The organism is Serratia quinivorans, assembly GCF_946227985.1.
GTDB lineage: Bacteria > Pseudomonadota > Gammaproteobacteria > Enterobacterales > Enterobacteriaceae > Serratia > Serratia quinivorans_A.
Genome location: NZ_CAMKGL010000001.1, coordinates 934,818 through 960,477, shown reverse-complemented (window position 1 = coordinate 960,477; position 25,660 = coordinate 934,818). Strand labels below are relative to the sequence as shown.

Sequence of the window (25,660 nt, the reverse complement as noted above, 5' to 3'; positions counted from 1 at the left end):
GGATATCCCCTACGTTGAGCTTCTTAAACGACAGGATATCGCACTGATGAACAACCCTCGCCATCGCCAACTCGCGCAGTTTTTGCTCGCTTTAGCCGCAGGTTTCTCTGTTTATGGCCACGCACTGTGTTGCGACGGTCAGCGTTGATCCTGCCATTCCGTGCCCCTCTGCGGGCAGGTTGCCTTTTTATCTTGCCGCCGTTGCCTCTTGCAGCGGTGGCCGTTGTGCTTGATTAAGGACTATCCCCTATGGAACTACTACGTCGACAACATAATGCCCAGTGGTATCACGAAACCCAAAGCAGCGTACGCGGTGACCAGCCGCTGGAACCCCAGGCGGCAGGTATCCGCGATCGCTTCCTGCTGGGGCTGGGCGCTTTTGCCGACGAAGCGCTGAACACAGCACTGACCGCACGCGCCGGGGTATTTAACGCCTCGCTGGCCAGTTACCACGTACTGTTCCCGGATCGGGTCGAATTAACGCGATCAGTGACATTGTCACCTTATGACCGCCTCAGCACTGCGCTGACGGTGGCTCAGGTGACCGGCGTGCAATCCCTCTGTAGCCATTACGCTGCCCGCCTCGCCCCGCTGTACAGCCCTGATGCCTCGCGTGAAAGCAATATTCGCCTGGCGCAAATCACCCAATATGCCCGCCAGCTTGCCGGTCAGCCGACGCTGATTTGCCCGAAAGCATTGCAGCAGCTCAGCGACGTCGGGCTCAGCCCGGCGGATATTGTGGCGTTTTCGCAGATTATCGGCTTTGTCAGCTATCAGGCGCGGGTGGTGGCCGGCGTGGCCGCATTAGCCGGGCGGCCAACGGGAGTGGTGCCCGGTTTCCCGAACATAGCGGATGCTGAAAGTGTGGCCTTCACGACAGAAGAACAGACATGGCAAGCACGGCTGCCATCGGTGGTGCTTGAGGAAGCATGCGCTGAACAGCTTGACGTGCTGGATCAAAGCCACCCCGACGCCCGCAGCGAGTCTTATTATCTGCTGCTGGCCCACGATGCCCCCGCGCTACGTGAGCGCAACGGCGTATTTAACAGCATTAATGCCGACGGCTACGGCCTGTCGGCGCGACTGAAGGCACTGGCGACGCTGGCGGTTTCCCGCATTAACGGCAGCCGCTACTGTGCCTCCACCGTGGCGCAGGATATTGAGCATGACTTATTGGTCAGTGCCCTGTTCGACAATATTGATCATGGGCTGGAGAGCACCGATAACCCGGTTTACCAGGCGGTGATCCGCGTGGCTGCAGACCTGACCCGCACGCCGGAAAAATTCACTCCGCGTAGCGTGCAGCCGTTGTTTAACAGTGGGATGACTCAGGCACAGGCGCTGGACGTGATCCTCACCGGGGCACTCTATGCCTGGGAGAACCGCTTACGCCAAACCCTGGGTGACACACAGCACTTCAGCGAAAACCAGGCGGAATAGTTACCGCAACAGCCAACCGCGCGCGGCATCAAAAAAGTGCTGCGCCAATGGCGATGCACGCCCCGGTTCGGCGGTTACCACCGCCGCATGGCGTGACATGGCTGCGATGGCAATCGGCCGGTGTTGCAGCTCCGGCATCATGGTCGGCAACAGGTTGCCTGGCGGAAACAATCCGCAGCCCAGGCCAACAAAGATGCCCTGCAGCAATTGGAATATCGAGGTAGTTTCCATGCGTACATGCAGCGTCAAACCGGCTTCACGGAAGTTTTGATCAAGGTAGCGGCGGAAGTAGCGTGTCGGTTCCGCCAGGCACAGCGGCAGTGCAGCCACCTCCTCCAGCGACATTGGCGCGTCCCCTGTCAGTTCGGGGAAGTACTCAGGGTGGAACACCAGCTCAACGCCGGCGTCCGCCAGCGGCTGTGACTGGAAGTGCAGCTCCTGCAGTGTGGAAAGCTCAAAGAAGCCGATGCCGATATCCACGGTATGCGCCGTCAGCGCCTCCAGCAACTGATCGGCGCTCAACACGGAGACCCGGTAGTCCAACTGAGGAAAACGCTCGCTGACCGCCTTTAACATTTGTGCCAGCGAAATGCTGCATTGAGGAACGGCACCGATGCGCAGCGTGCCGTTAAGGCCGTGCTTAAGTGACTCCACCTCCAGCTTCAACCCCTGATAAACCGAGACAATCTCACGCGCCCACGACAGCACCCGTTCACCTTCGGCAGTAAACCCTTCAAAGTTGTTGCCGCGGTTGATCAACGAAACGCCCAGCTCTTTTTCCAGATTTTTCAGCCGCATGGATAACGTCGGCTGACTGACGAAGCTGACTTGCGCCGCACGGCCAAAGTGGCGTTCACGCTCGAGATTACACAGGTAAATCAGTTGTTTAATATCCATAAAACGGCTCAACAAGTCATCACTGGCCTGAGTATATCATCGCTGCAGGGTTTCGGGCGCAGAGCACTGCGCCCCGAGGGTCAGATTTTCAACTTCACATAGTCCATCAGGCGCGAGAACATGCCGCCCTGTTTGACCGGCTGCAACACCACCAGCGGCAAGGTTTTCAGTACTTTGCCGTTGTCACTGATACGAATTTCGCCGACCGGCTGCCCCTGAGTCAGTGGAGCATCAAGACGCGGCGTATTGATCACATATTGCGCCTTCAGCTTGTCCGCTTCACTTTTCGGCAGGCTGAGATATTGATCCTGCCGGCTGCCCACCGCAACCTCATGACGATCGCCGTACCACACTTTCTCCTGCCCCAGGCTTTGCCCAGCGCTAAACAAATGCAGGGTAACGAAATCACGCAGGCCCCAGGTCAGCAATTTACGCGCCTGTTCTTCGCGCCCTTTCGAACTTTTGCCGCCCATCACCACCGCAATCAGCCGACGGTCGCCTTCGGTCGCGGAGGCAATAATGTTAAAGCCGGCCGATGCGGTATGGCCGGTTTTCAGGCCGTCCACCCGCAGGTTTTTGTCCCACAGCAGCCCGTTGCGGTTCTGCTGGGTGATGCCATTCCAGGTCAGCGATTTCTCGCCATACATATGGTATTCCGCCGGCTCGCTCATGATGATGGCGCGGGCTATCACCGCCAGATCGCCCGCCGTGGTGAATTGTCCTGGAGCATCCAGACCGTGGACGGTTTCAAAATGGGTATTTTGCAGGCCAAGCTGAGCGCTCTTTTCATTCATCAGTTTGACGAATGCTGTCTGACTGCCCGCCACGTAGTCGGCCATGGCGACGCAGGCATCGTTGCCGGAGTCAATGATAATGCCGCGGCTGAGATCGCGAACCGTGACCCTGTCACCGGGTTTTAAAAACATCAACGATGAGCCTTTGAACACCGGATTGCCCTGCGCCCAGGCATCTTTACCCACAGGTACCACGTCATCCAGACCCATCTTGTGTTGATCGAGCGCGTGATCAATCACCAACCCAGTCATCAGTTTGGTCAGGCTGGCCGGATTACGCCGCTGATCGGCATTTTCCTGTGCCAGTACCTGGCCGGTGGTGTAATCCATCAGCACGTAAGAGGCGGCGTCTATCGCCGGCGGTGTCAAAAGGGGAAAGTTGAGTGGCGCATCTGCCGCCTGTACCGCCAAAGGCAGTAAAATTCCGGTTATCACCACCAATACTGAACGCTTCAATTGCTGTTCCTCAGGCCCCAGGGGCAAAGTAAAATACCAATATAATCCGAGGCATAGACTGCATTAATTGTGGAGAAAGCGGAATCATTACTCTTTTTCAGCACATGTCATTATGCAACCATTTGTTTGCCCGCTCCGGGCATGCGATAAACCGGCTCTATGCCGCCATAGTCCCATTCGATTAGACGCTGAAGCCGCGCCCTCCTAAACTTGTGACATAAACACTGAAAGCGCTTAAAAAAGCGTTCACTTTTTAGCTACAACCACCTGCGAAGACCAAGATGAAATTTAAACCGTCAATAAAGCCTTATACCGGCGCGGCGGGCGGCTGGGGTTCACTCGAAGCCACCACTCGTTATGTGCTCGACAGCAAACAGACGCTGAAAAACCTGCGTAACCTGATGCGCGTAAATAAGGCGCGCGGCTTCGACTGCCCAGGCTGTGCCTGGGGCGATGATAATCACAGCACCTTCAGCTTCTGCGAAAACGGCGCCAAGGCGGTCAGTTGGGAAGCCACGCGTAATGCGGTCGAACCGGAGTTTTTTGCCGCCCACAGCGTCAGCACTCTGCAGCAGCAAAGCGATTACTTTCTTGAATATCAGGGCCGCCTCACCCACCCAATGCGCTATAACGCCGAAACCGACCATTATGAGCCGATCGGTTGGCCAGACGCGCTGGCGTTGATTGCCCGGCACATCAAACAAATGGATAACCCGAACCAGATCGAGTTGTATACCTCGGGGCGCGCCAGTAACGAAGCCTCCTATCTGTATCAACTGTTTGGTCGCATGCTCGGTACCAGTAACTTCCCTGACTGCTCCAACATGTGCCACGAAGCAAGCGGCGTCGGGCTGAAACAAAGTATCGGCGTGGGTAAAGGCACCATCCGTATGGATGACTTTGAAAAGGCCGACGCCATCTTCGTGTTTGGTCAGAACCCCGGCACCAACCACCCGCGCATGTTGCACGGCCTGAAAAACGCGGCCGGCCGTGGTGCGCGCATCGTCAGCTTTAACACCCTGCGCGAACGTGGGCTGGAGCGCTTTGCCGATCCGCAAAGCCCGATTCAAATGCTGACGCCCAAGTCATCACCGATCAGTTCGTCTTATTTCCAACCCAACCTCGGCGGAGATATGGCCGCGGTACGCGGCATGGTGAAGGCTCTGCTGGAAGGCCACCGTCAGAGCTTGGCTACCGGTGAGCCCGGCCTGTTCGACCTTGCCTTTATTGAGCAGCACAGCGTCGGCGTGGAGCGCTATTTGGCCCAGGTGGATGCCACCTCATGGGAGCAAATCACCCAGCAGTCTGGCCTCAGTGAGGTGCAATTACGCCAGGCGGCGGCCATTTATCAGGGTGCCGAGCGCGTGATCTGCACCTGGGCAATGGGTGTGACCCAGCATAAACACTCGGTGCCAACGGTGCGTGAAATCACCAATCTGCAATTGCTGTTCGGTCAGTTAGGCAAGCCGGGGGCCGGTCTGTGCCCGGTACGCGGTCACAGCAATGTGCAAGGCAACCGCACCATGGGGATCGATGAGAAGTCGCCCAAGGCGCTGCTCGACAACCTGGAACAACATTTTAACTTCTCGCCGCGACGGGAGCCGGGCCATAACACCGTAGAGGCGATAGAAGCCATGCTGCGGGGCGAAGTGAAGGTGTTGCTGGCGCTGGGGGGGAACCTGGCCGCCGCCGCACCGGACACCGAGCGCACCGCCCGCGCCCTGCGCCGCTGCGACCTGACGGTGCATATCAGTACCAAGCTTAACCGTAGCCATCTGGTGACCGGCAAGGACGCACTGATCCTGCCGACGTTGGGCCGGACCGAACAGGACTTGCAGGCCAGCGGCCCTCAGTACATCACGGTTGAAGATTCCTTCAGCATGGTGCATGCGTCCGAAGGCGTCGGCAAGCCGCTGGCGGAAACCCAGCGCTCGGAAACCGCCATTGTCTGCGGTATCGCCGATGCGGTACTGGGCAACCAACAGCTCAACTGGCTGGAGTTGGCGGATGACTATTCGTTGATCCGCAATCATATCGCCGCCACCATTCCGGGCTTCGAAGATTTTAACCAACGCTGCGACCAACCGGGTGGTTTCTATCTGGGTAATGCCGCCGCCGAACTGCGCTTCAATACGCCGAGCGGCAAGGCGGAATTCGGCGCAGCCCCGTTGCCGGACAGCCTGTTCCCGCAGTTGGATGGTCGCCAGGCGCCCTTCACACTGCAGACCCTGCGCTCGCACGATCAGTACAACACCACTATCTACGGGCTGGATGACCGCTATCGTGGCGTGTATGGTCAACGAGAAGTGCTGTTTATTAACCCGGAAGATCTGGCCGTTCTGGATATGCAGGACGGCGAATTGGTGGAGATCGAAACCCTGTGGAATGACGGCATCACCCGCAAGGTGAGCGGTTTCAAACTGGTGAGTTACGATATCCCGCGCGGCAATCTGGCGGCTTATTATCCCGAAACCAACCCACTGGTGCCGCTGGCCAGCTTTGGTGACGGCACCGGCACGCCGACCTCAAAATCGATACCGGTAGAGATCCGCCGTTGCGTCGTGCAGCCAACGCTGCGTATCGCCTGACCTGCAGCGCCCGGTCTACGCCGGGCGCGCTAATATTTCAATCGCCTTTCGTGCTGCTTTTCTCTGTGACGACTTTTGTTTGTTGAATATTCCCTAAATTCACGTGCTAACGCGGTAAAACCGTGACGTTAGGCTTGCCCGCAGCGGGTGATTCGCGTAAAACTGTCAGCCGCAAATCTTGCCACTCACAACCCATTCACTGGACGATATGTTTCAAGATAACCCGCTGCTGGCGCAGCTTAAACAGCAACTTCACTCTCAGACCCCGCGTGTTGAAGGCGTAGTTAAAGGGACTGAGAAAGGCTTTGGCTTTCTTGAAGTAGACGGTCAAAAAAGCTATTTCATTCCGCCACCGTACATGAAGAAAGTCATGCACGGCGACCGGGTGAGCGCGACTCTGCATACCGAGAAAGAGCGCGAAATCGCCGAGCCGGAAACTCTGATCGAGCCATTCCTGTCGCGCTTTGTTGGCCGAGTGCAAAAGCGCGATGACCGCTTGTCGATCGTGCCCGACCATCCGTTGCTGAAAGACGCGATTCAGTGTCGTCCTGTGCGTGGCCTGAACCACAATTTCCAGGCCGGTGACTGGGCGGTGGCAGAAATGTGCCGCCACCCGCTGAAAGGCGACCGCGGTTTCAATGCCGATCTGACCCAATTCATTACCGATGGTGAAGATCACCTGGCGCCATGGTGGGTCACGCTGGCCCGTCATAATCTGGAAAAAGAAGCGCCGGAGATGATCGCCATCAGCGAACCGGATGCTTCACTGCCGCGTGAAGACCTGACTGCGCTGAATTTTGTCACCATTGACAGTGCCAGCACCGAAGATATGGACGATGCGTTGTTCGTACAGGACAACGGTGACGGCTCACTGCAATTGACCATCGCCATTGCCGATCCGACCGCCTACGTCGAGCAAGGCAGCCCATTGGATGAAATCGCCCGCAAGCGCGCCTTCACCAACTACCTGCCAGGCTTCAACATCCCTATGTTGCCACGCGATCTGTCAGACAACCTGTGCTCACTGCGCCCGAACCAACGCCGTCCGGTATTGGCCTGCCGCGTGACCATCGGTGCCGACGGCGCCCTGGCTGACGACATTCGCTTCTTCGCCGCCGAGATCGAGTCAAAAGCCAAACTGGTTTATGACGAAGTGTCCGACTGGCTGGAAGGCATTGCCGGCTGGCAACCGCCAAGTGACGATATTGCACAGCAAATCACCCTGCTCAAGCGCGTGTGCGATGTGCGTAACTCCTGGCGCCACCAGCACGCTCTGGTATTCAAGGATCGCCCTGACTACCGCTTTGTTCTGGGCGAAAAAGGTGAAGTGCTGGAGATCGTCACCGAGCAGCGCCGCACGGCCAACCGGATCGTTGAAGAGTGCATGATTGCTTCCAACGTTTGCGCCGCTATCGTGCTGCGTGACCGTCTCGGCTTCGGCATTTACAACGTGCATACCGGTTTCGATCCGCTGCTGGTTGAACAGGCGGTTACCGTGCTGCAGGCCAACGGCGTGGAAGCCGATGCCGAGAAACTGCTGACGCTGGAGGGGTTCTGCGAACTGCGCCGTCACCTGGATTCACAGCCGACCCAGTTCCTCGACAGCCGCATCCGTCGTTCCCAGACCTATGCCGAGATAAGCACCACACCGGGCCCGCATTACGGCCTGGGGCTGGAAGCCTACGCCACCTGGACCTCACCGATCCGTAAATATGGCGATATGGTTAACCACCGTCTGCTGAAAGCCATTATCGCCGAGCAATCCGCCGAAAAACCTCAGGACGAAGTCACCGTCCAGTTGGCAGAGCGCCGTCGTCTGAACCGCATGGCAGAGCGCGACGTGGGCGACTGGTTGTATGCCCGCTACCTGAAAGATAAAGCCGGCACCGATGAGCGCTTCAATGCCGAGATCATCGACGTGACCCGCGGCGGCCTGCGTGTACGCCTGCTGGACAACGGCGCAGTGGCCTTTATCCCGGCACCCTTCATTCACGCGGTGCGTGATGAAATGGTCTGCAGCCAGGATACCGGCACCGTTCAGATCAAAGGTGAAGTCGTTTATCGCCAGGGGGATAACCTGCAGGTCACCATCGCCGAAGTGCGTATGGAAACCCGCAGCGTGATCGCCAGACCGGCAGCCTAATCTCGCGAGATGAAACTCAGGTCAGACAAACACCGGACGGGCCAACCTCCGGTGTTTTTTTTCATCGCTTGAATAACGACGCCGATGTCATTGCGTCATAAATGAGAGGCCGCCACCACAGCATCACATTGTTTTAACGTCATTACTCAACCAGCTTCACATTTCTCATCCGACCTGCTGTTCTTCACGCACAAAACTCCTACTTTTAATTTGTATCCATTCTCCAATAAGAGCTTCTCTTTTTTATTTCTGCGCACCAAGGAGTTGTTGAACATGAAAAACGTCAAGTCCGGGATCGTCTGGCTGGCGGTGGCGTTGGTGGGCGCATTTGCCTTCGCCATGCTGGCGCTAAGCCGCGGGGAACATGTCAATGCGGTTTGGCTAGTGGTAGCGGCAGTTGCCTGTTACAGCATCGCTTACCGCTTCTACAGCCTGTTTATTGCCAAGAAAGTCTTTGAGCTCGACGATCGCCGCATGACACCGGCAGAACGTCGCAACGACGGGCTGGACTACGTGCCCACCAACAAATGGGTGCTGTTTGGTCACCACTTTGCCGCTATTGCCGGTGCCGGGCCGTTGGTTGGCCCGATCCTGGCAGCGCAAATGGGCTTTCTGCCCGGCACCATCTGGATCCTGGTTGGGGTGATGTTGGCCGGTGCCGTGCAGGACTTCCTGATCCTGTTTATCTCCACTCGCCGCGACGGCCGTTCGCTGGGTGAAATGGCCAAGCAGGAACTGGGTGCCTTCGCCGGGGTGATCACCATGCTGGGTGCGCTGGGGGTGATGATTATCATTCTGTCTGCGCTGGCGCTGGTGGTGGTAAAAGCGTTGGCCGATAGTCCATGGGGCCTGTTCACCATCGCCGCCACCATTCCTATCGCGCTGTTTATGGGCGTATATATGCGTTTTATCCGGCCGGGTAAAATCGCCGAAATTTCGGTGGTGGGTTTTGCCCTGATGCTGCTGGCGATTATTTACGGCGGCAATGTGGCACAAGATCCCTACTGGGGCCCGTTCTTCACGCTGCACGGTACTACGCTAACCTGGGTGCTGGTCGTCTATGGCTTTATCGCCTCGGTGCTGCCGGTGTGGCTACTGTTGGCACCGCGTGACTATCTGTCCACCTTTATGAAGATTGGCGTCATTATCGGGCTGGCGATTGGCATCGTCTTCGCCATGCCGGAAATGAAAATGCCGGCGGTGTCGCGCTTTATCGACGGTAGTGGCCCGGTGTTCGCCGGATCGCTGTTCCCGTTCCTGTTTATTACCATCGCCTGCGGCTCGATTTCCGGCTTCCATGCGCTGGTGTCCAGCGGTACAACACCGAAACTGGTGGAGCGTGAAAGCCATATCCGCTTTATCGGCTACGGTGCCATGTTGATGGAGTCCTTCGTGGCCATCATGGCGCTGATCTGCGCCTCGGTCATCGATCCGGGCGTTTACTTCGCCATGAACTCACCGGCGGCGCTGATCGGCACCACGGTGGAAAATGCCTCGCAGGTGATTAACAGCTGGGGCTTTATGATCACCCCGGAAACCCTGACGATGATTGCCAAAGACGTCGGGGAGCACTCGATTCTGTCCCGTGCCGGTGGCGCACCGACCTTTGCGGTAGGTATGGCGCACATCATTACCGAGGTATTTAACAGCCGCGCGATGATGGCGTTTTGGTATCACTTCGCCATTTTGTTCGAGGCCCTGTTTATTCTGACCGCCGTCGATGCCGGGACCCGCGCCTGTCGCTTTATGGTGCAGGATTTGGTTGGCGTGGCGATCCCAAGGCTGGCCAACAACCGTTCGTGGTTCGGTAATCTGGCGGGGACGACGGTAGCGGTCGCCGGCTGGGGTTTCTTTGTCTATCAAGGGGTGGTCGATCCGCTCGGCGGCATCAACACCTTGTGGCCGCTATTCGGTATCGGTAACCAGATGCTGGCGTCAATGGCGCTGATCCTCGGTACCGTGGTGCTGTTCAAAATGAAAAAACAGCGTTACGCCTGGGTGACTATCCTGCCCACCGTCTGGTTGTTTATCACCTCAATGACCGCCGGCTGGCAGAAGATCTTCCATGAAAAACCGAGTATCGGCTTCCTGGCTCAGGCGAAGAAATTCTCTACCGGTATTGAGCAAGGTACGTTAATCGCACCGGCCAAGTCGTTAAAAGATATGGAAACCATCGTGTTCAGCAACCAGATTAACGCCGCGCTCTGTGCCTTCTTTATGCTGGTAGCCGTAACCATGCTGGTTTCCGCCTTCTTTGTGATCCGCCGTGCGCTGAACTCCAGCCAGCCTACGGCGCAGGAGTCGCCGATCGTCCTGCGTGAGAATGGCTAAACCTGCGATTGGGCGCGGCATGCAGCGCCCCTACATTTAAGCAACCGGGCACTTGAACAGTGCCCGGTTCTTTGTTTACAGCTCATTTCAGTTCAATAAGTTAGTCCCAAAGGCCCCCTGCCAATCTTCCTCAAACTTCTCTACCGCCGCCTGTACCGCAGGTGCGGCAAGGAACTGCTCGGCAACGTCGACCGGCAAGGTGATGGCCTGGCAACCTGCCAGTAAACACTCCAGTGCCTGACGCGGCGTTTTAAAACTGGCGGCCAGCACTCTGGCTCCTGGTGCGTGCAGCGTCAGCAACTGTTGCAGCTCCTGCACCATCTTAATGCCGTCACCGCCCTGCGCATCCAAACGGTTAATGTAAGGGGCGACATACTCTGCCCCGGCCAGCGCCGCCAGCAATCCCTGACCCGCGCCGTAGACCGCCGTCCCCAGCGTAGGGATCGACATCGCTTTCAGTTTCTTAATTGCTGCCAGCCCTTCAGCGGTCGCCGGCACCTTCACCACCAGGCCTGGTACTCGCTGATGAAGCAGCGCCGCTTCTGCCACCATACGTTCGGCATCGTTGGCCATCACCTGAGCAAACAGCTTACCGGTGCCCCCCAGCGCATCGCGCAGCGCCGGTAGCACCTCCCAAATTGGCTTGCCTTCTTTGGCAACAATACTTGGATTGGTGGTCACACCATGCAACGGAAGGATGCGCGACAGGCGTTTCACGGCGTTCACATCAGCGGTATCGAGATAAAGCTCCATTACGGACTCCTGAATCTTCTGTGGGCGAATTCAAACTCTGATCATAGTAGGACATGCAATACGTTTATATTTGATCGAAATCAAATCAACTTTCATTCGAAACAACTTTAATGAAAACAGAAAAGCAACCGAATGACAGGTGACTCGTGATTTTCAATCTGCAGCGCTATTCCACCCATGATGGCCCAGGCATTCGCAGCGTAGTGTTTCTGAAAGGCTGCTCGCTCAGCTGCCGCTGGTGCCAGAACCCGGAAAGCCGGGCGCGAAAGGCAGACCTGTTGTTCGACCCACGCCTGTGTCTTGGCGGCTGCACGCTGTGCAGCGAAGTGGATCCGCAGGCTGTCCGGCGGATAGAGGATAACCTGGTGATCCAGCGCGATTTACTCAGCCATGAGGATTATGCCGCATTGGCGGCCCATTGCCCAACCGGCGCGCTCAGCCTGTGCGGCAGCGCGATAAATATCGACGCTATCATGGCCGAGGTCCTGCGCGACCGACCCTTTTATCTAAGGACCGGCGGTGGACTGACGCTGTCCGGCGGTGAACCCTTTATGCAATCGACCGTAGCGGCAGAACTGCTGCGCCGCAGTCGTGAGGCCGGTATTCATACCGCGGTGGAGTCTTGTCTGCATACCCCCTGGTCATACATCACCCCCTCACTGCCCTGGCTTGACCTGATGCTGGCAGATCTGAAACACGTCGATGAACGGCGCTTCAAACAGTGGACCGGCGGATCCGCCAAACGGGTGATGGACAATTTTCGTCGATTGGCTGAGCACGGTACCCAAACTATTGTGCGCGTGCCGCTGATCCCGGAGTTTAACGCCGATCGCGATTCTGTCCGCGCGATTGTCGATTTCGCCGCCGATGAAGCCGGTGCCAAAGAGATTCATTTTTTGCCGTATCACACACTGGGCATCAACAAATACCACTTGCTCGGCGAACCCTATCACGCTGCCCGTACCCCACTGGATGCGCCCGAACTGCTGGCCTATGCCGAGCAGTACGCCAAAACCAAAGGGCTGGCCGCTATTTTGCGAGGATAACATCATGACCACGCTGGACTTGACCACCCTGACCGCACGCACCCTGGCCCACAAGAACGCGCTGATCCATATCGTCAAACCGTCGGTTTGCACCGAACGCGCACAGCACTATACCGAAGCCTATCAGCAGCACCTGGACAAACCCTTGCCGGTGCGTCGGGCGCTGGCATTAGCTAATCATCTGGCCAAACGCACCCTGAGAATCGACAACGATGAGCTGATTATCGGCAACCAGGCCAGCGAATTGCGCGCCGCGCCGATCTTCCCGGAATATACCGTCAGTTGGATAGAAGACGAGATTGACCAGTTGGCCGACCGTCCAGGCGCTGGTTTTTCCATTAGTGAAGAAAATAAGGCCATCCTGCACCGGATATGCCCGTGGTGGCGCGGCCAGACGGTACAAGACCGCTGCTACGGCATGTTCACCGATGAACAACAGGCGCTGCTGGCCACCGGCATCATCAAGGCCGAAGGCAATATGACGTCGGGAGATGCCCACCTGGCGGTGAATTTCCCACTGCTGCTGGAAAAAGGCCTCGACGGCCTACGCGACAAGGTGGACGAGCGCCGCAGCCGCATTCGCCTCACCGACTGGCAAGAGTTACAGCAGGAGCAATTCCTGAAGGCTATCGACCTGACCCTGGCGGCGCTGAGCGCCCATATCCTGCGCTTTGCTGAACTGGCACGCAGCATGGCACAGGCGGAAAGTCGCCACTGGCGAAGTGAAGAGCTGCTGGCCATCGCGGAAAACTGCGAGTTGATCGCTCACCGCCCACCGCAGACCTTCTGGCAGGCGCTGCAACTGTGTTACTTCATTCAGTTAACGCTACAAATTGAGTCTAACGGCCATTCGGTGTCCTTTGGCCGTCTCGACCAATATCTGTACCCCTGGTATCGCCGCGATGTCGAGCTGGAGCAGACTCTGCCGCGTGAGCGCGCGATTGAAATGCTGCACAGCTGCTGGCTCAAACTTCTGGAGATCAACAAGATCCGTTCTGGTTCGCACTCCAAAGCCTCGGCAGGCAGCCCGCTGTATCAGAACGTCACTATCGGCGGACAACGGCTGATCGACGGCACACCTTGCGACGCGGTGAATCCGTTGTCCTATACCATTCTGGAATCCTGTGGCCGTCTGCGCTCGACCCAACCCAACCTCAGCGTACGTTACCATGCCGGGATGAGCAGCGACTTTCTCGATGCCTGCGTGCAGGTGATCCGCTGTGGGTTTGGCATGCCGGCCTTCAACAACGATGAGATAGTGATTCCGGCGTTTATCAGGCTGGGCGTGGAACCTCAGGATGCCTATGATTATGCGGCGATCGGCTGCATCGAAACCGCCGTCGGCGGAAAATGGGGTTATCGCTGCACCGGCATGAGTTTTATCAACTTCGCCCGAGTATTGCTGGCGGCACTCGAGCAAGGGCGTGATGCCACCTCCGGCAAAGTCTTCCTGCCCCAGGAGTTGGCGTTGTCGCGGGGCAACTTCAGCCATTTCGACCAGGTGCTGGGTGCCTGGGACAGCCAGATCCGCTACTACACCCGCAAGTCGATTGAAATTGAGTGCGTGGTCGATAGCGTGCTGGAAGAAAATGCTCACGACATTCTGTGCTCAGCATTGGTGGACGATTGCATCGAGCGGGGTAAAAGCATTAAGCAAGGCGGTGCAAAATACGACTGGGTTTCGGGCCTGCAGGTCGGTATCGCCAACCTGAGCAACAGTCTGGCGGCAGTGCGTAAACTGGTGTTTGAACAGGCTGCTGTCGGCCAGCAGCAGTTGGCGGCAGCGCTGGCCAATGACTTTGACGGGCTGAGCGGCGAGCAGTTACGTCAGCGGCTGCTCAACGCCGCGCCCAAATACGGCAATGACGTGGATGAGGTCGACCAATTGCTGGTGCGCGCTTATCAAACCTACATTGATGAACTCGGGCACTACCACAATACCCGCTTTGGTCGTGGCCCGATTGGCGGCACTTACTACGCCGGTACTTCGTCCATTTCGGCTAACGTGCCCTTTGGCGCGGCTACCCTGGCAACACCGGATGGGCGCAAAGCGCATACGCCGCTGGCGGAAGGTGCCAGCCCGGCATCAGGTACCGACCATCTCGGGCCGACTGCCGTGTTCAATTCACTGTCCAAGTTGCCTACCGCTTCAATCCTCGGTGGCGTGCTGCTGAACCAGAAACTCAACCCGGCCACGCTGGAAAACCCAGCCGATCGTGAAAAGCTGATGTTGATGCTGCGTACCTTCTTTGAGGCCTACCAGGGCTGGCACGTACAGTACAACATTGTGTCGCGGGAAACCCTGCTGGAAGCGAAGCAACATCCTGACCAGTATCGTGATTTAGTGGTTCGCGTTGCTGGATATTCCGCGTTCTTTACCGCATTATCCCCTGACGCGCAGGATGATATTATTGCGCGAACAGAACATACTATTTAAACAACAAATATTAGCGGCCGCACCTTGATGGCCGCACATCAGGTTGATATGAATTCAAGACAACAGACAATATTGCAATTGGTTAACGATCGGCGGCGCATCAGCGTCAGCGATTTAGCTGCCGCTACCGGCGTTTCTGAGGTGACAATCCGTCAGGATTTGAACCTGCTGGAGAAACGCAGTTACTTGAAGCGGGTGCATGGTTCCGCGCTGGCGCTGGAAAGTGACGACGTCGATGCCCGCATGATGTCCAATTTCACCCTCAAGCAAAAGCTGGCGCAATATGCCGCATCGCTGGTTAACGACGATGAAACCATCTTTATCGAAAGCGGCAGTGCCAACGCGCTGTTGGCTCGCTACATCGCAGAACGCAAGCGCATCACGCTGATCACCGTTAGCCACTATATCGCCAACCTGCTGAAAGAGACCGACTGCGAGGTGATCGTACTGGGCGGCATCTATCAGAAAAAAAGCGAAACCGTGGTCGGACCGTTGACGCGACAATGCATTCAGCAGGTGCATTTCAGCAAGGCGTTTATCGGCATTGACGGCTACCATACGGACACCGGCTTTACCGGTCGCGATATGATGCGCGCCGATGTGGTTAATGCCGTGCTGGCGAAGGGCGTAGAAAATATTGTCCTGACCGACTCGTCCAAGTTTGGACAAATCCAGCCCAATCCCCTGACTCAGCAAGGAAAAGTGCATCGGGTGATCACCGATTCCCGGCTGTCACTGGACTATCAACATCAGTTAAAACGCCAGGGAATTCAGTTGGATATAGTGAACGACTAGGCACCAGACGGAAAAGGCTGGCCGTCACACGACGGCCTACCTGAGGGTTACTGACCGTAATAAGCATTTTTGCCGTGCTTGCGCAGGTAATGTTTGTCCAACAGCCTCTGCTGCATGTTCGCCAGCCCCGGTGTCAGTTGGCTCGAAAAGATCCCCATGTAGGCAATCTCTTCCAGTACCACCGCATTGTGCACTGCGTTTTCCGCATCCTTTCCCCAGGTAAAGGGACCGTGTGAGTGCACCAGCACCGCCGGTATCGCCGCCGGATCCAACTGGCGTTCTGCAAAGGTTTCGACGATCACCCGGCCGGTTTCCCACTCGTAGCGGCCATCGATTTCCTCATTGTGCATCTGGCGGGTACAGGGGATGTCGCCATAAAAATAATCAGCGTGGGTGGTGCCCCAGGCAGGGATATCCAGCCCCGCCTGCGCCCAGATAGTGGCATGCCGTGAATGAGTGTGAACAATCCCTCCGGCAGCGACAAACTCCAGGTACAACACCCGATGGGTATCGCTGTCCGATGACGGCTTTTTATTCCCCTCCACCACTTTGCCGCTTTCCAGCTCCACCACCACCATATCGTCACGGGTCATCAATGCATACTCTACCCCCGACGGCTTGATTACCATCAACCCCTCACGGCGATCGACAGCACTGACATTACCCCAGGTGAACGTCACCAGATGATGGCGTGGCAAGGCCAGGTTGGCCTCTAATACCTGCTGCTTGAGATCGTTAAGCATTTGTCTTTCCCGGTTAAGCCTGTTGGGAATATTGTCGGCAGGCTGCCCCTGAGAGGGTATGGCGTAAATCGCTAAAGACCGCGTAGCCTTCTGCTGGAAACCGAGAACTGTGGGGCGCAGAGGAAATTGCCTGCCAAAGGCGGGAAAATGGACTTTAGGACTATTTACCTGTTTATCGTCAGGCAGAGGCTTATAGTGGATATTGGCAGAGAGAGCGCCTTTAGCTTTTCAATTGTTCTGCCTTTGACAAAAAATGCCATTTTTTATATCGATACGCTTTGGGAGCCAATAGCAGGCCGAATTCAGGGTTCATGCCTATACTTATAGGGCACTCCCATAAGCCAATGCTAAGGAGAAGTCACTATGATGATTATCAATAAACGTTTCGCCACCGCCGCTCTGGCGCTTACGCTGGCGTTTTCACTCAGCGCTTGTTCCAACATGTCCAAACGTGACCGTAACACCGCTATTGGTGCCGGTGCAGGGGCTGTAGGCGGCGCAGTGTTGACCGATGGTAGCGCACTGGGTACGCTCGGCGGAGCCGCCGTTGGGGGCATCATCGGTCATCAGGTAGGCAAATAACCCGACCGACCCCTAGCCGACAGGCTGGCAAAAGCGTTTACGCTTTGACGTATTAACCATAATAAAGAATATTTCAGGTCTGTTTTACTTTTAGTCAATGGCATCATTGCCATTAACGGGTTAACGCCCGGCAGCATCACCCACTGCCATGCCGCAGCATTGCACCGCGGCATGGCAATTCCCCCAGCGATTAACCGCCCGCCAGTTTGACCTTCATCCCTTTGGCTTCCAGCAACTGTTTTAGCAAATCGCGTTTATCACCCTGGATCTCAATCACGCCATCCTTGAGCGAGCCACCACAGCCACACTTCTTCTTCAGCTCAGCCGCCAGTTTTTCCAGCGCCGCGTCATCCAGATCAACACCAGAGATCAGGCAAACGCCCTTCCCCTTGCGCCCGCTGGTCTGGCGTTGAATGCGCACGATGCCGTCGCCCTTGTCGCGTTGTGGTTTAACTTCTTCCTGCTTGATGCGCCCGCTGTCGGTGGAATAAACCAGACGGCTGTTATCGTCCTTCATCAGTATCTCCTCAGGCCAATGAAGCGCGAATGGCGCTCAGCGTAGCGGCAGGATCGGCAGATTGGGTGATCGGGCGCCCAATCACCATGTAGTCAACACCCGCCGCCTGTGCCTGCACCGGCGTCATGATGCGGCGCTGATCGCCGGCATCGCTGCCTTCAGGACGGATACCCGGCGTAACCAGCTGGAACTGTTGGCCACAGGCCGCTTTCAGACGCTCGGCCTCATGCGCAGAACAGACCACGCCGTCCAGTCCACAATCGCGGGTCAGACGCGCCAGTCGTTCCGCCTGCTCGGCCGGAGACAGGTCAATACCGATAGCCTGCAGATCCTCCGCCTCCATGCTGGTAAGCACGGTCACGGCAATCAACAACGGCGCCTGCGCGCCATAGGGCAGCAACACCTCTTTGGCTGCGGTCATCATACGCGCACCGCCGCTGGCGTGGACGTTAACCATCCACACGCCCAGCTCAGCCGCCGCCGCTACCGCTCGGGCGGTGGTGTTGGGAATATCGTGGAATTTCAAATCCAGGAATACGTCGAACCCACGGGCGTGCAAGTCGCGCACCAGTTGCGGTCCAAACAGGGTGAACATTTCCTTGCCCACTTTTAGCCGGCAGTCCTGCGGACTGATACGATCGGCAAATGCCAACGCTGCGTCAATATCTGCGTAATCAAGCGCAACGATGATCGGAGATGATTTTAAGTCATTGTTATTAGTGTTATTTTCAGACTTCATTTCTTCTACCTTCTGTAAAATGGACATAACCAGGTAACAACCCGCCAAACTGACCGCCGCATTCTACATGCCAGCCGACAGAAATCCCAGCCGCAGCGCACCCTGCAGTTAAGTAATGTTAGCCCCTGGTTCGTCATCAAGCGTCAATATAACCCGGATTCCATTAGCTCAGACTGCGTAAAGCGCCGTAAAGATGCGTAAATTATAAATCAAATAATTTGAACAAGATGCTCAGCATTATCAGATTTTAAATCTTCCTGGATGCTTTATTATTCAACACATCGGAAGCGAACGGCTTCCAACCCAAATAAACAGACTGGAGTTTCTTATGAAAAGCATCAAATATTTTGCAGCAGCAGCCGCTATCGCCATGACCTCTTTTGCTACCTTTGCCGCTGAGCCGGTAGACCTGCAGCAGGCCACCAGCCTGACCGCATCCGGCGTCGTCTCTGCAGGCCATGCCACGACGCTGAGTGGCCTGGAAGCCAAACTGGCCGCCAAAGCCGAAGCCCAGGGCGCCAGCAGCTACCGCATTATCTCTGCCGGTGGTAATAACATGCTAAGTGGCACCGCCGTCATCTACAAATAAGCACTCTGGTATAGAGCCCGGCACGCCGGGCTCTACCTCAATACTCCCGCCTTATCGTTCATTATTCCCTCGCTCAATGTTACAGAAATATTAAATTTTTATTACACACTAGACTCTCACTCGCGACTGGCTTAGCTTGAAGGCAATCTTCCCGCAGAAAGGCTTCAAAATGAGCGAGATATCCACACTAACGATTAAAATCCCTCTGGAACTCAAAGAAAAAATTCGTGCCATTGCCGCCGATAACCAACTTTCTCTGAGCGCCGAGGTCTGTCAACGCCTTGAAAATAGCTTCGACTTACCGGCCAAGGCGGACAAAACCACCAAAAAATCGGCGGAGTTACATCACGGTGAAATTGACAATCAGGGGATTGAAGAGGAAATCGAGCAGCCGCTGAACCAGAAAGAATTGAAGAAGCTGCGTCAACTGCTGAAAGGCGGTGTCAAAACCGGCAAGAAAAAATAAATCGCTAACATCATAAAAAACGGGGCTATTTTAGCCCCGTTTTTATTGCAGTTTATTGTCCATCCAGCCCGCGGATCGGTTTAACCGATGACCAGGCCCGGCATGACGGGCAATGCCAATACAGCGAGTGTGCGGTAAATCCGCATTTATGGCAGCGATAACGCGGCTTGGTACGTATTTGTTCGCCGACCATATCACGCAGTAACAACAGGCTTTCTTTCGCACGGCCGTCTTCCGCATCTGCCAGGTGATAATCCATCAGGCGATAGAATACCCGCATAGTCGGGTGGCGCTGGAGCTGGCGGTTGATATACACCTGCACCACGTCGCGCCCTTCATTCTGCTCAATAATTTCCGCCAGCATCAGCTCAGCGGTGGCACCGGTATTTTCTTCGACACAACGTTTGAGGAACTCTGCCCAATCCTGTTGCTGTTCCAGATGCTGGTAACACTCATGCAGCATCGGCAAGGTTTCGCTCACCAGCTCTTTATCCTGGTTCAACACGCGTGTGAGCGATTCAACCGCCTTGGCGTATTCGCCCTGCGCCATATAAATTCGGCCCACCATTATCGATACCCGGGCGCACTGTTTATCTGCCGAGGCCGCTCGTTTCAGCAAGCCCATCGCCTTATCGAGATCGTCACTGCCCATCGCCTGCAAAGCCAGTTCGCAGTAGAAATGGGCGATCTCGATACGTTGTTTATCTTTACCCAACTTGACCAGTTTTTCCGCCACGTCGATGGCTTTTTGCCAGTCGCTGGTTGCCTGGTGGATCACCAACAGTTGCTGCAACGCGGAAATGCGGAAGTCTTCTTCGCCGATTAACTGGCCAAACATATCTTCGGCGCGATCGTACATACCGGCGGCCATATAATCGCGCCCCAGCTGTTGCACCGCCAGCAGACGTTGTTCGAAGGTCAGGGAAGCGCTTTCCATCAGTGCCTGATGGATGCGGATTGCACGGTCTACTTCGCCGCGCGAACGGAACAGGTTACCCAGCGTCAGGTGGGCTTCTACGGTATTGCTGTCCTCTTTCAACATATCAAGGAACAGATCGACCGCTTTATCCTGCTGGTTGGAAAGCAGGAAGTTAACCCCGGCCACATACTCACGCGACAGACGGTTGGCTTCCTGTTGTTTGTCCTGTTGAGCACTTCTGCGCCCCATGTACCAGCCGTACGCGGCAGCCACGGGCAACAACAGAAACAGCAGCTCTAACATAGAAGGTTATTCCTTGCTGACAACGGACGGAACTGCCGATTCAGCAGGTTGTTCAAGCTGCAGTTCCAGCCTTTTGATTTTGCGTTCAGCTCGCCCCAACGCAATGCGGGTACGCAGATAAAACAGGCCACAAATGACCCAGCCGAGAACAAAACCGGCGCCAAACAACGCCGCCAACAGGGTCGATACGCGATAGTCGCCCTGCGCAACCAGATAGTTAAAACTCACAACCTGATCGTTATGCGCGCCCAACGTGACAGAAATCACGAAAATCACCAGAACCAACAAAAAAATCAGCAAATATTTCACATTCTTTCCCGCGATGCCGAGTTAATCGGATGAACTTTACCCTATAGCTTTCAAGTTGGCCGCTAGGCGGCCAACTCACTCATCTCCAGACGCCTACTCAAGTAAGTAACTGGGGTGAGCGAGTGCAGATAACAACGCTGCGACTTGAAAGATGACGGGTATATGCCTATATGTGGCTTCCCTAACCTTTAAGTTAGCATTTCCCATCGTGGCAGGGAAACCCTGCGGCACGATAAAACCACATATCTGCTGGCATATTCGACAGTAAACGACGCTCCCGAGTAAATTAATGAGAAAGCTTCTCAAAATAATAGATTAATAAGGATGTGGGGGCATTAATAATAATTGCAATGACGGGAAATGTAAGCGGTTAATGCGGTACCCTAGCGGCACCGCATTAAGTGACAGCGTCACCTGGTTTTATCTGCCGAGCTTCTTTCCTCAATTTCCTGCTGCTCTTGCGGCGGTGGCGTTAAAGGGCCAAACCAGCGTTGAGCCAGCCAGCAAGCTATCGTCACCAACAGCCAACTGATCAAGGTCGCCACAGCCAGGTCCTGTGGCCAATGCATGCCCAGCATTAAACGGCTGCCCATGACACCTATTGCCCACACCATCAGGACCGCTACGGTCTTGTAGTGCCGTCGTGGCCACAACAGCCCTACGCCCAGTAGCGCCCAACTGGCGGCAAACATCGTGTGGCCCGAAGGGAACGCAAAGCCGGTCTCAAACTGCCAGTGCTCACGCAGCCACACCGGTACCAATGTTTGATTCTGCAGTTGCTCTTTCACCAACGCGCCCCGCTCTTTACGCTTGAGTGAGTAAAAGTACTTTTCATCAATCTGGTGGGTAGACTCCAGCCACAACACAAATGGCCGCGGTTCCTGTACGCGATCCTTGATCAAGGACTTGACGCCCTGTCCGATCAGAATCGACGCGCTGAGCAGTAGCAATAATCCAATGGCCGGTCTGATACGAAAACGCAGGCACCACAGAAACCAGGCGCCAAGAATAATACTGGTGAGGATCCCCCAGGGCGAAGTGACAGTTTCAGTCAGCCAGTACAGGCCTTTCAACAACCTGCCGTCGCCACCCGGTTGCCAGTGCCAGCCGGAAATCCATACTGCCAACGGCATCAGCAACAGCACTATTGCACCTGCCGCCGTACGTTTTGCAATCTCAAACATTCCCATCGTCCTTTGCATAAGCCAATTTGCAGTGTAACAATCTTGCAATATTGATAACACTCGAAAAATTAAACAGATAAACGGGCTATCGCAATAATAGTTGGCTGAAAGCGTCAGATGCTGATTTGCTGAGCACCTCAGGGCAAGAAGTTATGGCAAAATAGCCGATAATTAATGAAATGCCGATCGTCGTTGTGTATTTAATACTGGTCAGCCAACTGACCCGGAAGTAGGATGCGCAACCATGATTGAATCGGAAGTATTTGTGGAGAGCAACATGCAGCTTAAACGGGTGGCAGAGGCCAAATTGCCAACACCTTGGGGCGATTTCCTGATGGTAGGATTCGAAGAACTGGCGACCGGGCACGATCATCTGGCGCTGGTGTTCGGGGATATTTCTGGCGCAACACCGGTACTCTCACGCGTACATTCTGAGTGTCTTACCGGTGATGCCTTATTCAGCCTGCGCTGCGACTGCGGTTTTCAGCTGGAAGCCGCACTGGAGCATATTGCGGAAGAAGGTCGCGGCATTCTGCTTTACCATCGCCAGGAAGGTCGTAATATCGGTTTGCTGAACAAGATCCGCGCTTATGCCCTGCAGGACAAGGGCGCTGATACGGTAGAAGCCAACCACCAGTTGGGTTTTGCTGCGGATGAGCGTGATTTCACCCTGTGTGCGGACATGTTCAAACTGTTGGGCGTGGATGCGGTGCGTTTACTGACCAACAACCCGAAAAAGGTCGAGATCCTGACCGAAGCCGGTATCAACATTACCGAGCGTGTGCCACTGATCGTCGGTCGTAACCCGAAGAACGAGCGTTATCTGGCCACCAAGGCCGCAAAAATGGGCCATTTGCTGGACCAAGAGTAATTTCCTCGCGGGAAAAATCAGGGCGCCATGAAAGGCGCCCTTTTTATTACAGCATTTTCCTGATCACGTAGTGCAGGATGCCGTCGTTTTCATAGTAGGTCAGCTCATTGCCGGTATCGATACGGCAACGGGTATTCACCACTTCCTTACGCCCATCGGCATAAGTGATCAGCACCGGCACCACTTGCCCTGGTTTGAGCGTTTGTAACCCGCTGACGCTGATCTGCTCATCACCACTCAGCCCCAGCGTTTTGCGCGTCACACCTGCCGGGAACTCGAGCGGCAAAATGCCCATACCAATCAGGTTGGAACGGTGAATACGCTCAAAGGACTCGGCAATGACCACGCGAACCCCCAACAGTCGTGGCCCCTTCGCAGCCCAGTCACGGCTGGAACCAGAACCGTATTCTTTACCGGCGATCACCGCCAGCGGTACCTGCTCCTGCTGATACTGCATCGCAGCATCGTAGATCGATAACTGATTCTGTGACGGGATATGGCGGGTATAGCCCCCTTCAACCCCCGGCACCATTTCATTACGGATGCGGATGTTGGCAAAGGTGCCACGCATCATGACTTCATGGTTACCACGGCGCGAACCGTAAGAGTTGAAGTCCAGCGCCGCAACGCCGTGATCGCTCAGATAGCGGCCTGCCGGGCTGTCGCGTTTGATGTTCCCTGCCGGTGAGATATGGTCGGTGGTCACCGAGTCGGCCAGGATTGCCAGGATGCGGGCGTCCTTGATGTCCTGCACCGGATCCGGCTGCACTTTCATGCTGCTGAAGAACGGCGGATGGCGAATATAGGTGGAGTCCGCCTGCCATGGATAGGTGGCCGAACCGGCAATCTGAATCGACTGCCAGTTGGCGTCACCGTCAAATACCGCACCGTATTCCTTATGGAACATCTCGGTACGCACTTCCTCGACCGCCAGGGCAATGTCCTGGCTGCTCGGCCAAATATCCTTCAGATAAACCGGCTGGCCGTCACGACCTTCACCCAGCGGCTCGTTGGTCAGATCAATCTTCATACTGCCGGCCAGTGCATAGGCAACCACCAACGGTGGCGAGGCCAGCCAGTTGGTCTTCACCAGCGGATGAATACGGCCCTCGAAGTTACGGTTACCTGACAACACCGCACCTACAGTCAGATCGCCCTCTTTAATCGCCTGCTCAATAGGCTCAGGTAACGGCCCGGAGTTACCGATACAGGTGGTGCACCCGTAACCCACCAGGTTAAATCCGAGCTCTTCAAGGTAGGACGTCAGCTTGGCGCTGTCGAAATAGTCGGTCACCACTTTTGATCCCGGTGCCAACGAGGTTTTCACCCAGGGTTTGGTTCGCAACCCTTTCTCCACCGCATTTTTTGCCAGCAGACCGGCCGCCATCATGACGCTGGGGTTGGAAGTGTTGGTACAGGAGGTAATGGCGGCGATCACCACCGCGCCGTTATGCAGGTCGTGCTGCTGCCCATTAAGGGTGAAAGGCTTGAATTCGGATTTTCGTTGCTGGTTGCCGATCTCCAGCTCGGTAGCGGCATTGAAAGCCTTGGGCACCTCTGGCAACGCCACACGGTCCTGCGGGCGCTTCGGCCCGGCCAGGCTGGCGACCACCGTCGACATATCCAGTGCCAGAGTGCTGGTAAACACCGGTTCGTCGCCAGGGTTACGCCACATGCCCTGTACTTTGGCATAGGCTTCCACCAGCGCGATTTGCTCATCGCTGCGGCCACTCAGCTTCATATACCCCAGCGTCACTTCGTCCACCGGGAAGAAGCCACAGGTCGCACCAAACTCCGGTGACATGTTGGCAATGGTCGCTCGGTCAGCCAGCGGTAGATCCGCCAGGCCGTCACCGTAGAACTCAACAAATTTGCCCACGACTCCGTGCTTACGCAGCATCTGGGTGACGGTCAACACCAGGTCGGTAGCGGTAATGCCCTCACTGAGCTTACCGGTGAGTTTAAAGCCCACCACGTCCGGGATCAGCATCGATACCGGCTGACCGAGCATCGCCGCTTCGGCTTCGATACCGCCCACGCCCCAACCAAGAATGCCCAGGCCGTTAATCATGGTGGTGTGGGAATCGGTGCCCACCAGCGTGTCCGGATAGGCAATACGCTGACCGCTTTCGTCGGTGTGCCACACGGTTTGACCAAGATACTCCAGGTTAACCTGGTGACAGATCCCGGTGCCCGGCGGCACTACGCGGAAGCGGTTGAAGGCTTTCTGCCCCCAGCGCAGGAAAGTATAGCGCTCGTGGTTGCGCTCCATTTCGATACGCACGTTTTCTTCAAACGCTTCGTCATCGCCGAACTCATCAACGGTGACCGAGTGGTCAATCACCAGATCGACCGGTGACAGCGGGTTGACCTGGTCAACATTGCCGCCCAATCGCTGCACCGCTTCACGCATCGCAGCCAGGTCCACCACCGCAGGCACGCCGGTAAAGTCCTGCATCAGTACACGGGCCGGGCGGTAGGCAATCTCGCGGTCAGCATGGCCGGTCTGTAACCAGCCAACGATAGCTTTCAGATCGTCAACCTGCACGGTGTCGCCATCCACATGGCGTAACAGGTTTTCCAACAGCACTTTCATTGATTTTGGCAGCCGGTCGATATCACCCAGCTGTCTCGCGGCCAGTGGCAGACTGTAATAGCGATACTCACTATTGAGTGCAACCAGCTTATCCATACTCGTTTCACGAAGATCGGACGACATAGCTCCTCCATTTCTTATTATGCATAAAACAGGGTAATC

At 55.9% G+C, this 25,660-nt stretch carries 21 protein-coding genes; 11 read left to right on the top strand and 10 right to left on the bottom strand.

What is annotated here, in order from left to right:
- Positions 1-249 precede the first annotated feature (249 nt).
- Positions 250-1,440, top strand: a complete 1,191-nt coding sequence (locus tag OCH02_RS04525) for a CMD domain-containing protein (protein WP_261430074.1) — start codon at positions 250-252, stop codon at positions 1,438-1,440.
- Here OCH02_RS04525 and OCH02_RS04520 read toward each other — a convergent pair whose 3' ends face one another.
- Together OCH02_RS04520 and dacD are read right to left on the bottom strand one after the other, a co-directional pair.
- A complete protein-coding gene (locus OCH02_RS04520; RefSeq protein WP_261430073.1) occupies positions 1,441-2,337 on the bottom strand; it encodes a LysR family transcriptional regulator in 897 nt (298 codons plus the stop codon).
- Between the two features lie 80 nt (positions 2,338-2,417).
- A complete protein-coding gene (dacD, locus tag OCH02_RS04515) occupies positions 2,418-3,587 on the bottom strand; it encodes a serine-type D-Ala-D-Ala carboxypeptidase DacD (protein WP_261430072.1) in 1,170 nt (389 codons plus the stop codon).
- A gap of 281 nt (positions 3,588-3,868) precedes the next feature.
- Between dacD and OCH02_RS04510 the strand changes: the two genes are divergently transcribed.
- The 3 genes from OCH02_RS04510 (at position 3,869) to OCH02_RS04500 (ending at position 10,649) form a co-directional block, all read left to right on the top strand.
- Positions 3,869-6,175 carry an FdhF/YdeP family oxidoreductase gene (locus OCH02_RS04510; protein WP_261430071.1) on the top strand — a complete coding sequence of 769 codons (2,307 nt, stop codon included), beginning with the start codon at positions 3,869-3,871 and terminating at the stop codon, positions 6,173-6,175.
- Between the two features lie 208 nt (positions 6,176-6,383).
- On the top strand, positions 6,384-8,318 hold the full coding sequence (locus tag OCH02_RS04505) for an exoribonuclease II (RefSeq protein ID WP_261430069.1): 1,935 nt from the start codon (positions 6,384-6,386) through the stop codon (positions 8,316-8,318).
- 273 nt (positions 8,319-8,591) lie between these two features.
- On the top strand, positions 8,592-10,649 hold the full coding sequence (locus tag OCH02_RS04500) for a carbon starvation CstA family protein (RefSeq protein ID WP_261430068.1): 2,058 nt from the start codon (positions 8,592-8,594) through the stop codon (positions 10,647-10,649).
- A gap of 87 nt (positions 10,650-10,736) precedes the next feature.
- Here the strand turns inward: OCH02_RS04500 and fsa are convergent, their stop codons facing one another.
- The gene (gene fsa / locus OCH02_RS04495; RefSeq protein ID WP_261430066.1) at positions 10,737-11,402 is read right to left on the bottom strand and encodes a fructose-6-phosphate aldolase; all 666 of its coding nucleotides are present in this window, start codon (positions 11,400-11,402) and stop codon (positions 10,737-10,739) included.
- 146 nt (positions 11,403-11,548) lie between these two features.
- Between fsa and OCH02_RS04490 the strand changes: the two genes are divergently transcribed.
- From OCH02_RS04490 to OCH02_RS04480, 3 genes are read left to right on the top strand one after another with little or no spacing between them, the layout of a single operon-like run.
- Positions 11,549-12,448, top strand: coding sequence for a glycyl-radical enzyme activating protein (locus OCH02_RS04490; protein WP_261430065.1), 900 nt, complete (start codon positions 11,549-11,551; stop codon positions 12,446-12,448).
- A gap of 4 nt (positions 12,449-12,452) precedes the next feature.
- Positions 12,453-14,885 (top strand): formate C-acetyltransferase/glycerol dehydratase family glycyl radical enzyme, encoded by a 2,433-nt coding sequence (locus tag OCH02_RS04485; protein ID WP_261430064.1) that lies wholly within the window; start codon positions 12,453-12,455, stop codon positions 14,883-14,885.
- Between the two features lie 48 nt (positions 14,886-14,933).
- The gene (locus OCH02_RS04480) at positions 14,934-15,680 is read left to right on the top strand and encodes a DNA-binding transcriptional regulator YciT (RefSeq protein ID WP_261430063.1); all 747 of its coding nucleotides are present in this window, start codon (positions 14,934-14,936) and stop codon (positions 15,678-15,680) included.
- Positions 15,681-15,727: 47 nt separating this feature from the next.
- Here OCH02_RS04480 and araD read toward each other — a convergent pair whose 3' ends face one another.
- Positions 15,728-16,423: an L-ribulose-5-phosphate 4-epimerase gene (araD, locus tag OCH02_RS04475; protein ID WP_261430062.1), complete on the bottom strand. Its 696-nt coding sequence runs from the start codon at positions 16,421-16,423 to the stop codon at positions 15,728-15,730.
- Positions 16,424-16,786: 363 nt separating this feature from the next.
- Here araD and osmB point away from each other — a divergent pair, with 363 nt between their 5' ends.
- Positions 16,787-17,005 (top strand): osmotically-inducible lipoprotein OsmB, encoded by a 219-nt coding sequence (osmB, locus tag OCH02_RS04470; protein ID WP_004945176.1) that lies wholly within the window; start codon positions 16,787-16,789, stop codon positions 17,003-17,005.
- 190 nt (positions 17,006-17,195) lie between these two features.
- Here osmB and yciH read toward each other — a convergent pair whose 3' ends face one another.
- Together yciH and pyrF are read right to left on the bottom strand one after the other, a co-directional pair.
- Entirely contained in the window at positions 17,196-17,522 is a 327-nt protein-coding gene (gene yciH / locus OCH02_RS04465; protein WP_099062873.1) for a stress response translation initiation inhibitor YciH, read from the bottom strand.
- Between the two features lie 10 nt (positions 17,523-17,532).
- Positions 17,533-18,261 carry an orotidine-5'-phosphate decarboxylase gene (pyrF, locus tag OCH02_RS04460; RefSeq protein WP_261430061.1) on the bottom strand — a complete coding sequence of 243 codons (729 nt, stop codon included), beginning with the start codon at positions 18,259-18,261 and terminating at the stop codon, positions 17,533-17,535.
- A 328-nt stretch (positions 18,262-18,589) separates the two neighbouring features.
- On the opposite strand from pyrF, the gene bhsA reads away from it, so the two are divergent.
- Both bhsA and OCH02_RS04450 read left to right on the top strand, forming a co-directional pair.
- The gene (bhsA, locus tag OCH02_RS04455) at positions 18,590-18,850 is read left to right on the top strand and encodes a multiple stress resistance protein BhsA (protein ID WP_261093701.1); all 261 of its coding nucleotides are present in this window, start codon (positions 18,590-18,592) and stop codon (positions 18,848-18,850) included.
- A gap of 169 nt (positions 18,851-19,019) precedes the next feature.
- A complete protein-coding gene (locus tag OCH02_RS04450) occupies positions 19,020-19,316 on the top strand; it encodes an Arc family DNA-binding protein (RefSeq protein WP_261430060.1) in 297 nt (98 codons plus the stop codon).
- Between the two features lie 52 nt (positions 19,317-19,368).
- Here the strand turns inward: OCH02_RS04450 and lapB are convergent, their stop codons facing one another.
- From lapB to pgpB, 3 genes are all read right to left on the bottom strand, one after another.
- A complete protein-coding gene (lapB, locus tag OCH02_RS04445) occupies positions 19,369-20,538 on the bottom strand; it encodes a lipopolysaccharide assembly protein LapB (RefSeq protein WP_261430058.1) in 1,170 nt (389 codons plus the stop codon).
- Between the two features lie 6 nt (positions 20,539-20,544).
- Entirely contained in the window at positions 20,545-20,847 is a 303-nt protein-coding gene (locus OCH02_RS04440; protein WP_174352072.1) for a LapA family protein, read from the bottom strand.
- 410 nt (positions 20,848-21,257) lie between these two features.
- Positions 21,258-22,031: a phosphatidylglycerophosphatase B gene (gene pgpB, locus OCH02_RS04435; RefSeq protein ID WP_261430057.1), complete on the bottom strand. Its 774-nt coding sequence runs from the start codon at positions 22,029-22,031 to the stop codon at positions 21,258-21,260.
- A 277-nt stretch (positions 22,032-22,308) separates the two neighbouring features.
- On the opposite strand from pgpB, the gene ribA reads away from it, so the two are divergent.
- A complete protein-coding gene (ribA, locus tag OCH02_RS04430) occupies positions 22,309-22,902 on the top strand; it encodes a GTP cyclohydrolase II (protein WP_012145380.1) in 594 nt (197 codons plus the stop codon).
- Positions 22,903-22,948: 46 nt separating this feature from the next.
- Here ribA and acnA read toward each other — a convergent pair whose 3' ends face one another.
- A complete protein-coding gene (gene acnA, locus OCH02_RS04425; RefSeq protein WP_261430056.1) occupies positions 22,949-25,621 on the bottom strand; it encodes an aconitate hydratase AcnA in 2,673 nt (890 codons plus the stop codon).
- Between the last annotated feature and the right edge of the window lie 39 nt (positions 25,622-25,660).

Excerpts from the sequence above, each read along its gene's own strand:
- OCH02_RS04525 (WP_261430074.1), top strand. The coding sequence starts at position 250 with ATGGAACTACTACGTCGACAACATAATGCCCAGTGGTATCACGAAACC.
- OCH02_RS04520 (WP_261430073.1), bottom strand. The coding sequence starts at position 2,337 with ATGGATATTAAACAACTGATTTACCTGTGTAATCTCGAGCGTGAACGC.
- OCH02_RS04510 (WP_261430071.1), top strand. The coding sequence starts at position 3,869 with ATGAAATTTAAACCGTCAATAAAGCCTTATACCGGCGCGGCGGGCGGC.
- OCH02_RS04505 (WP_261430069.1), top strand. The coding sequence starts at position 6,384 with ATGTTTCAAGATAACCCGCTGCTGGCGCAGCTTAAACAGCAACTTCAC.
- OCH02_RS04500 (WP_261430068.1), top strand. The coding sequence starts at position 8,592 with ATGAAAAACGTCAAGTCCGGGATCGTCTGGCTGGCGGTGGCGTTGGTG.
- fsa (WP_261430066.1), bottom strand. The coding sequence starts at position 11,402 with ATGGAGCTTTATCTCGATACCGCTGATGTGAACGCCGTGAAACGCCTG.
- OCH02_RS04485 (WP_261430064.1), top strand. The coding sequence starts at position 12,453 with ATGACCACGCTGGACTTGACCACCCTGACCGCACGCACCCTGGCCCAC.
- OCH02_RS04480 (WP_261430063.1), top strand. The coding sequence starts at position 14,934 with ATGAATTCAAGACAACAGACAATATTGCAATTGGTTAACGATCGGCGG.
- araD (WP_261430062.1), bottom strand. The coding sequence starts at position 16,423 with ATGCTTAACGATCTCAAGCAGCAGGTATTAGAGGCCAACCTGGCCTTG.
- osmB (WP_004945176.1), top strand. The coding sequence starts at position 16,787 with ATGATGATTATCAATAAACGTTTCGCCACCGCCGCTCTGGCGCTTACG.
- yciH (WP_099062873.1), bottom strand. The coding sequence starts at position 17,522 with ATGAAGGACGATAACAGCCGTCTGGTTTATTCCACCGACAGCGGGCGC.
- pyrF (WP_261430061.1), bottom strand. The coding sequence starts at position 18,261 with ATGAAGTCTGAAAATAACACTAATAACAATGACTTAAAATCATCTCCG.
- bhsA (WP_261093701.1), top strand. The coding sequence starts at position 18,590 with ATGAAAAGCATCAAATATTTTGCAGCAGCAGCCGCTATCGCCATGACC.
- OCH02_RS04450 (WP_261430060.1), top strand. The coding sequence starts at position 19,020 with ATGAGCGAGATATCCACACTAACGATTAAAATCCCTCTGGAACTCAAA.
- lapB (WP_261430058.1), bottom strand. The coding sequence starts at position 20,538 with ATGTTAGAGCTGCTGTTTCTGTTGTTGCCCGTGGCTGCCGCGTACGGC.
- pgpB (WP_261430057.1), bottom strand. The coding sequence starts at position 22,031 with ATGTTTGAGATTGCAAAACGTACGGCGGCAGGTGCAATAGTGCTGTTG.
- ribA (WP_012145380.1), top strand. The coding sequence starts at position 22,309 with ATGCAGCTTAAACGGGTGGCAGAGGCCAAATTGCCAACACCTTGGGGC.
- acnA (WP_261430056.1), bottom strand. The coding sequence starts at position 25,621 with ATGTCGTCCGATCTTCGTGAAACGAGTATGGATAAGCTGGTTGCACTC.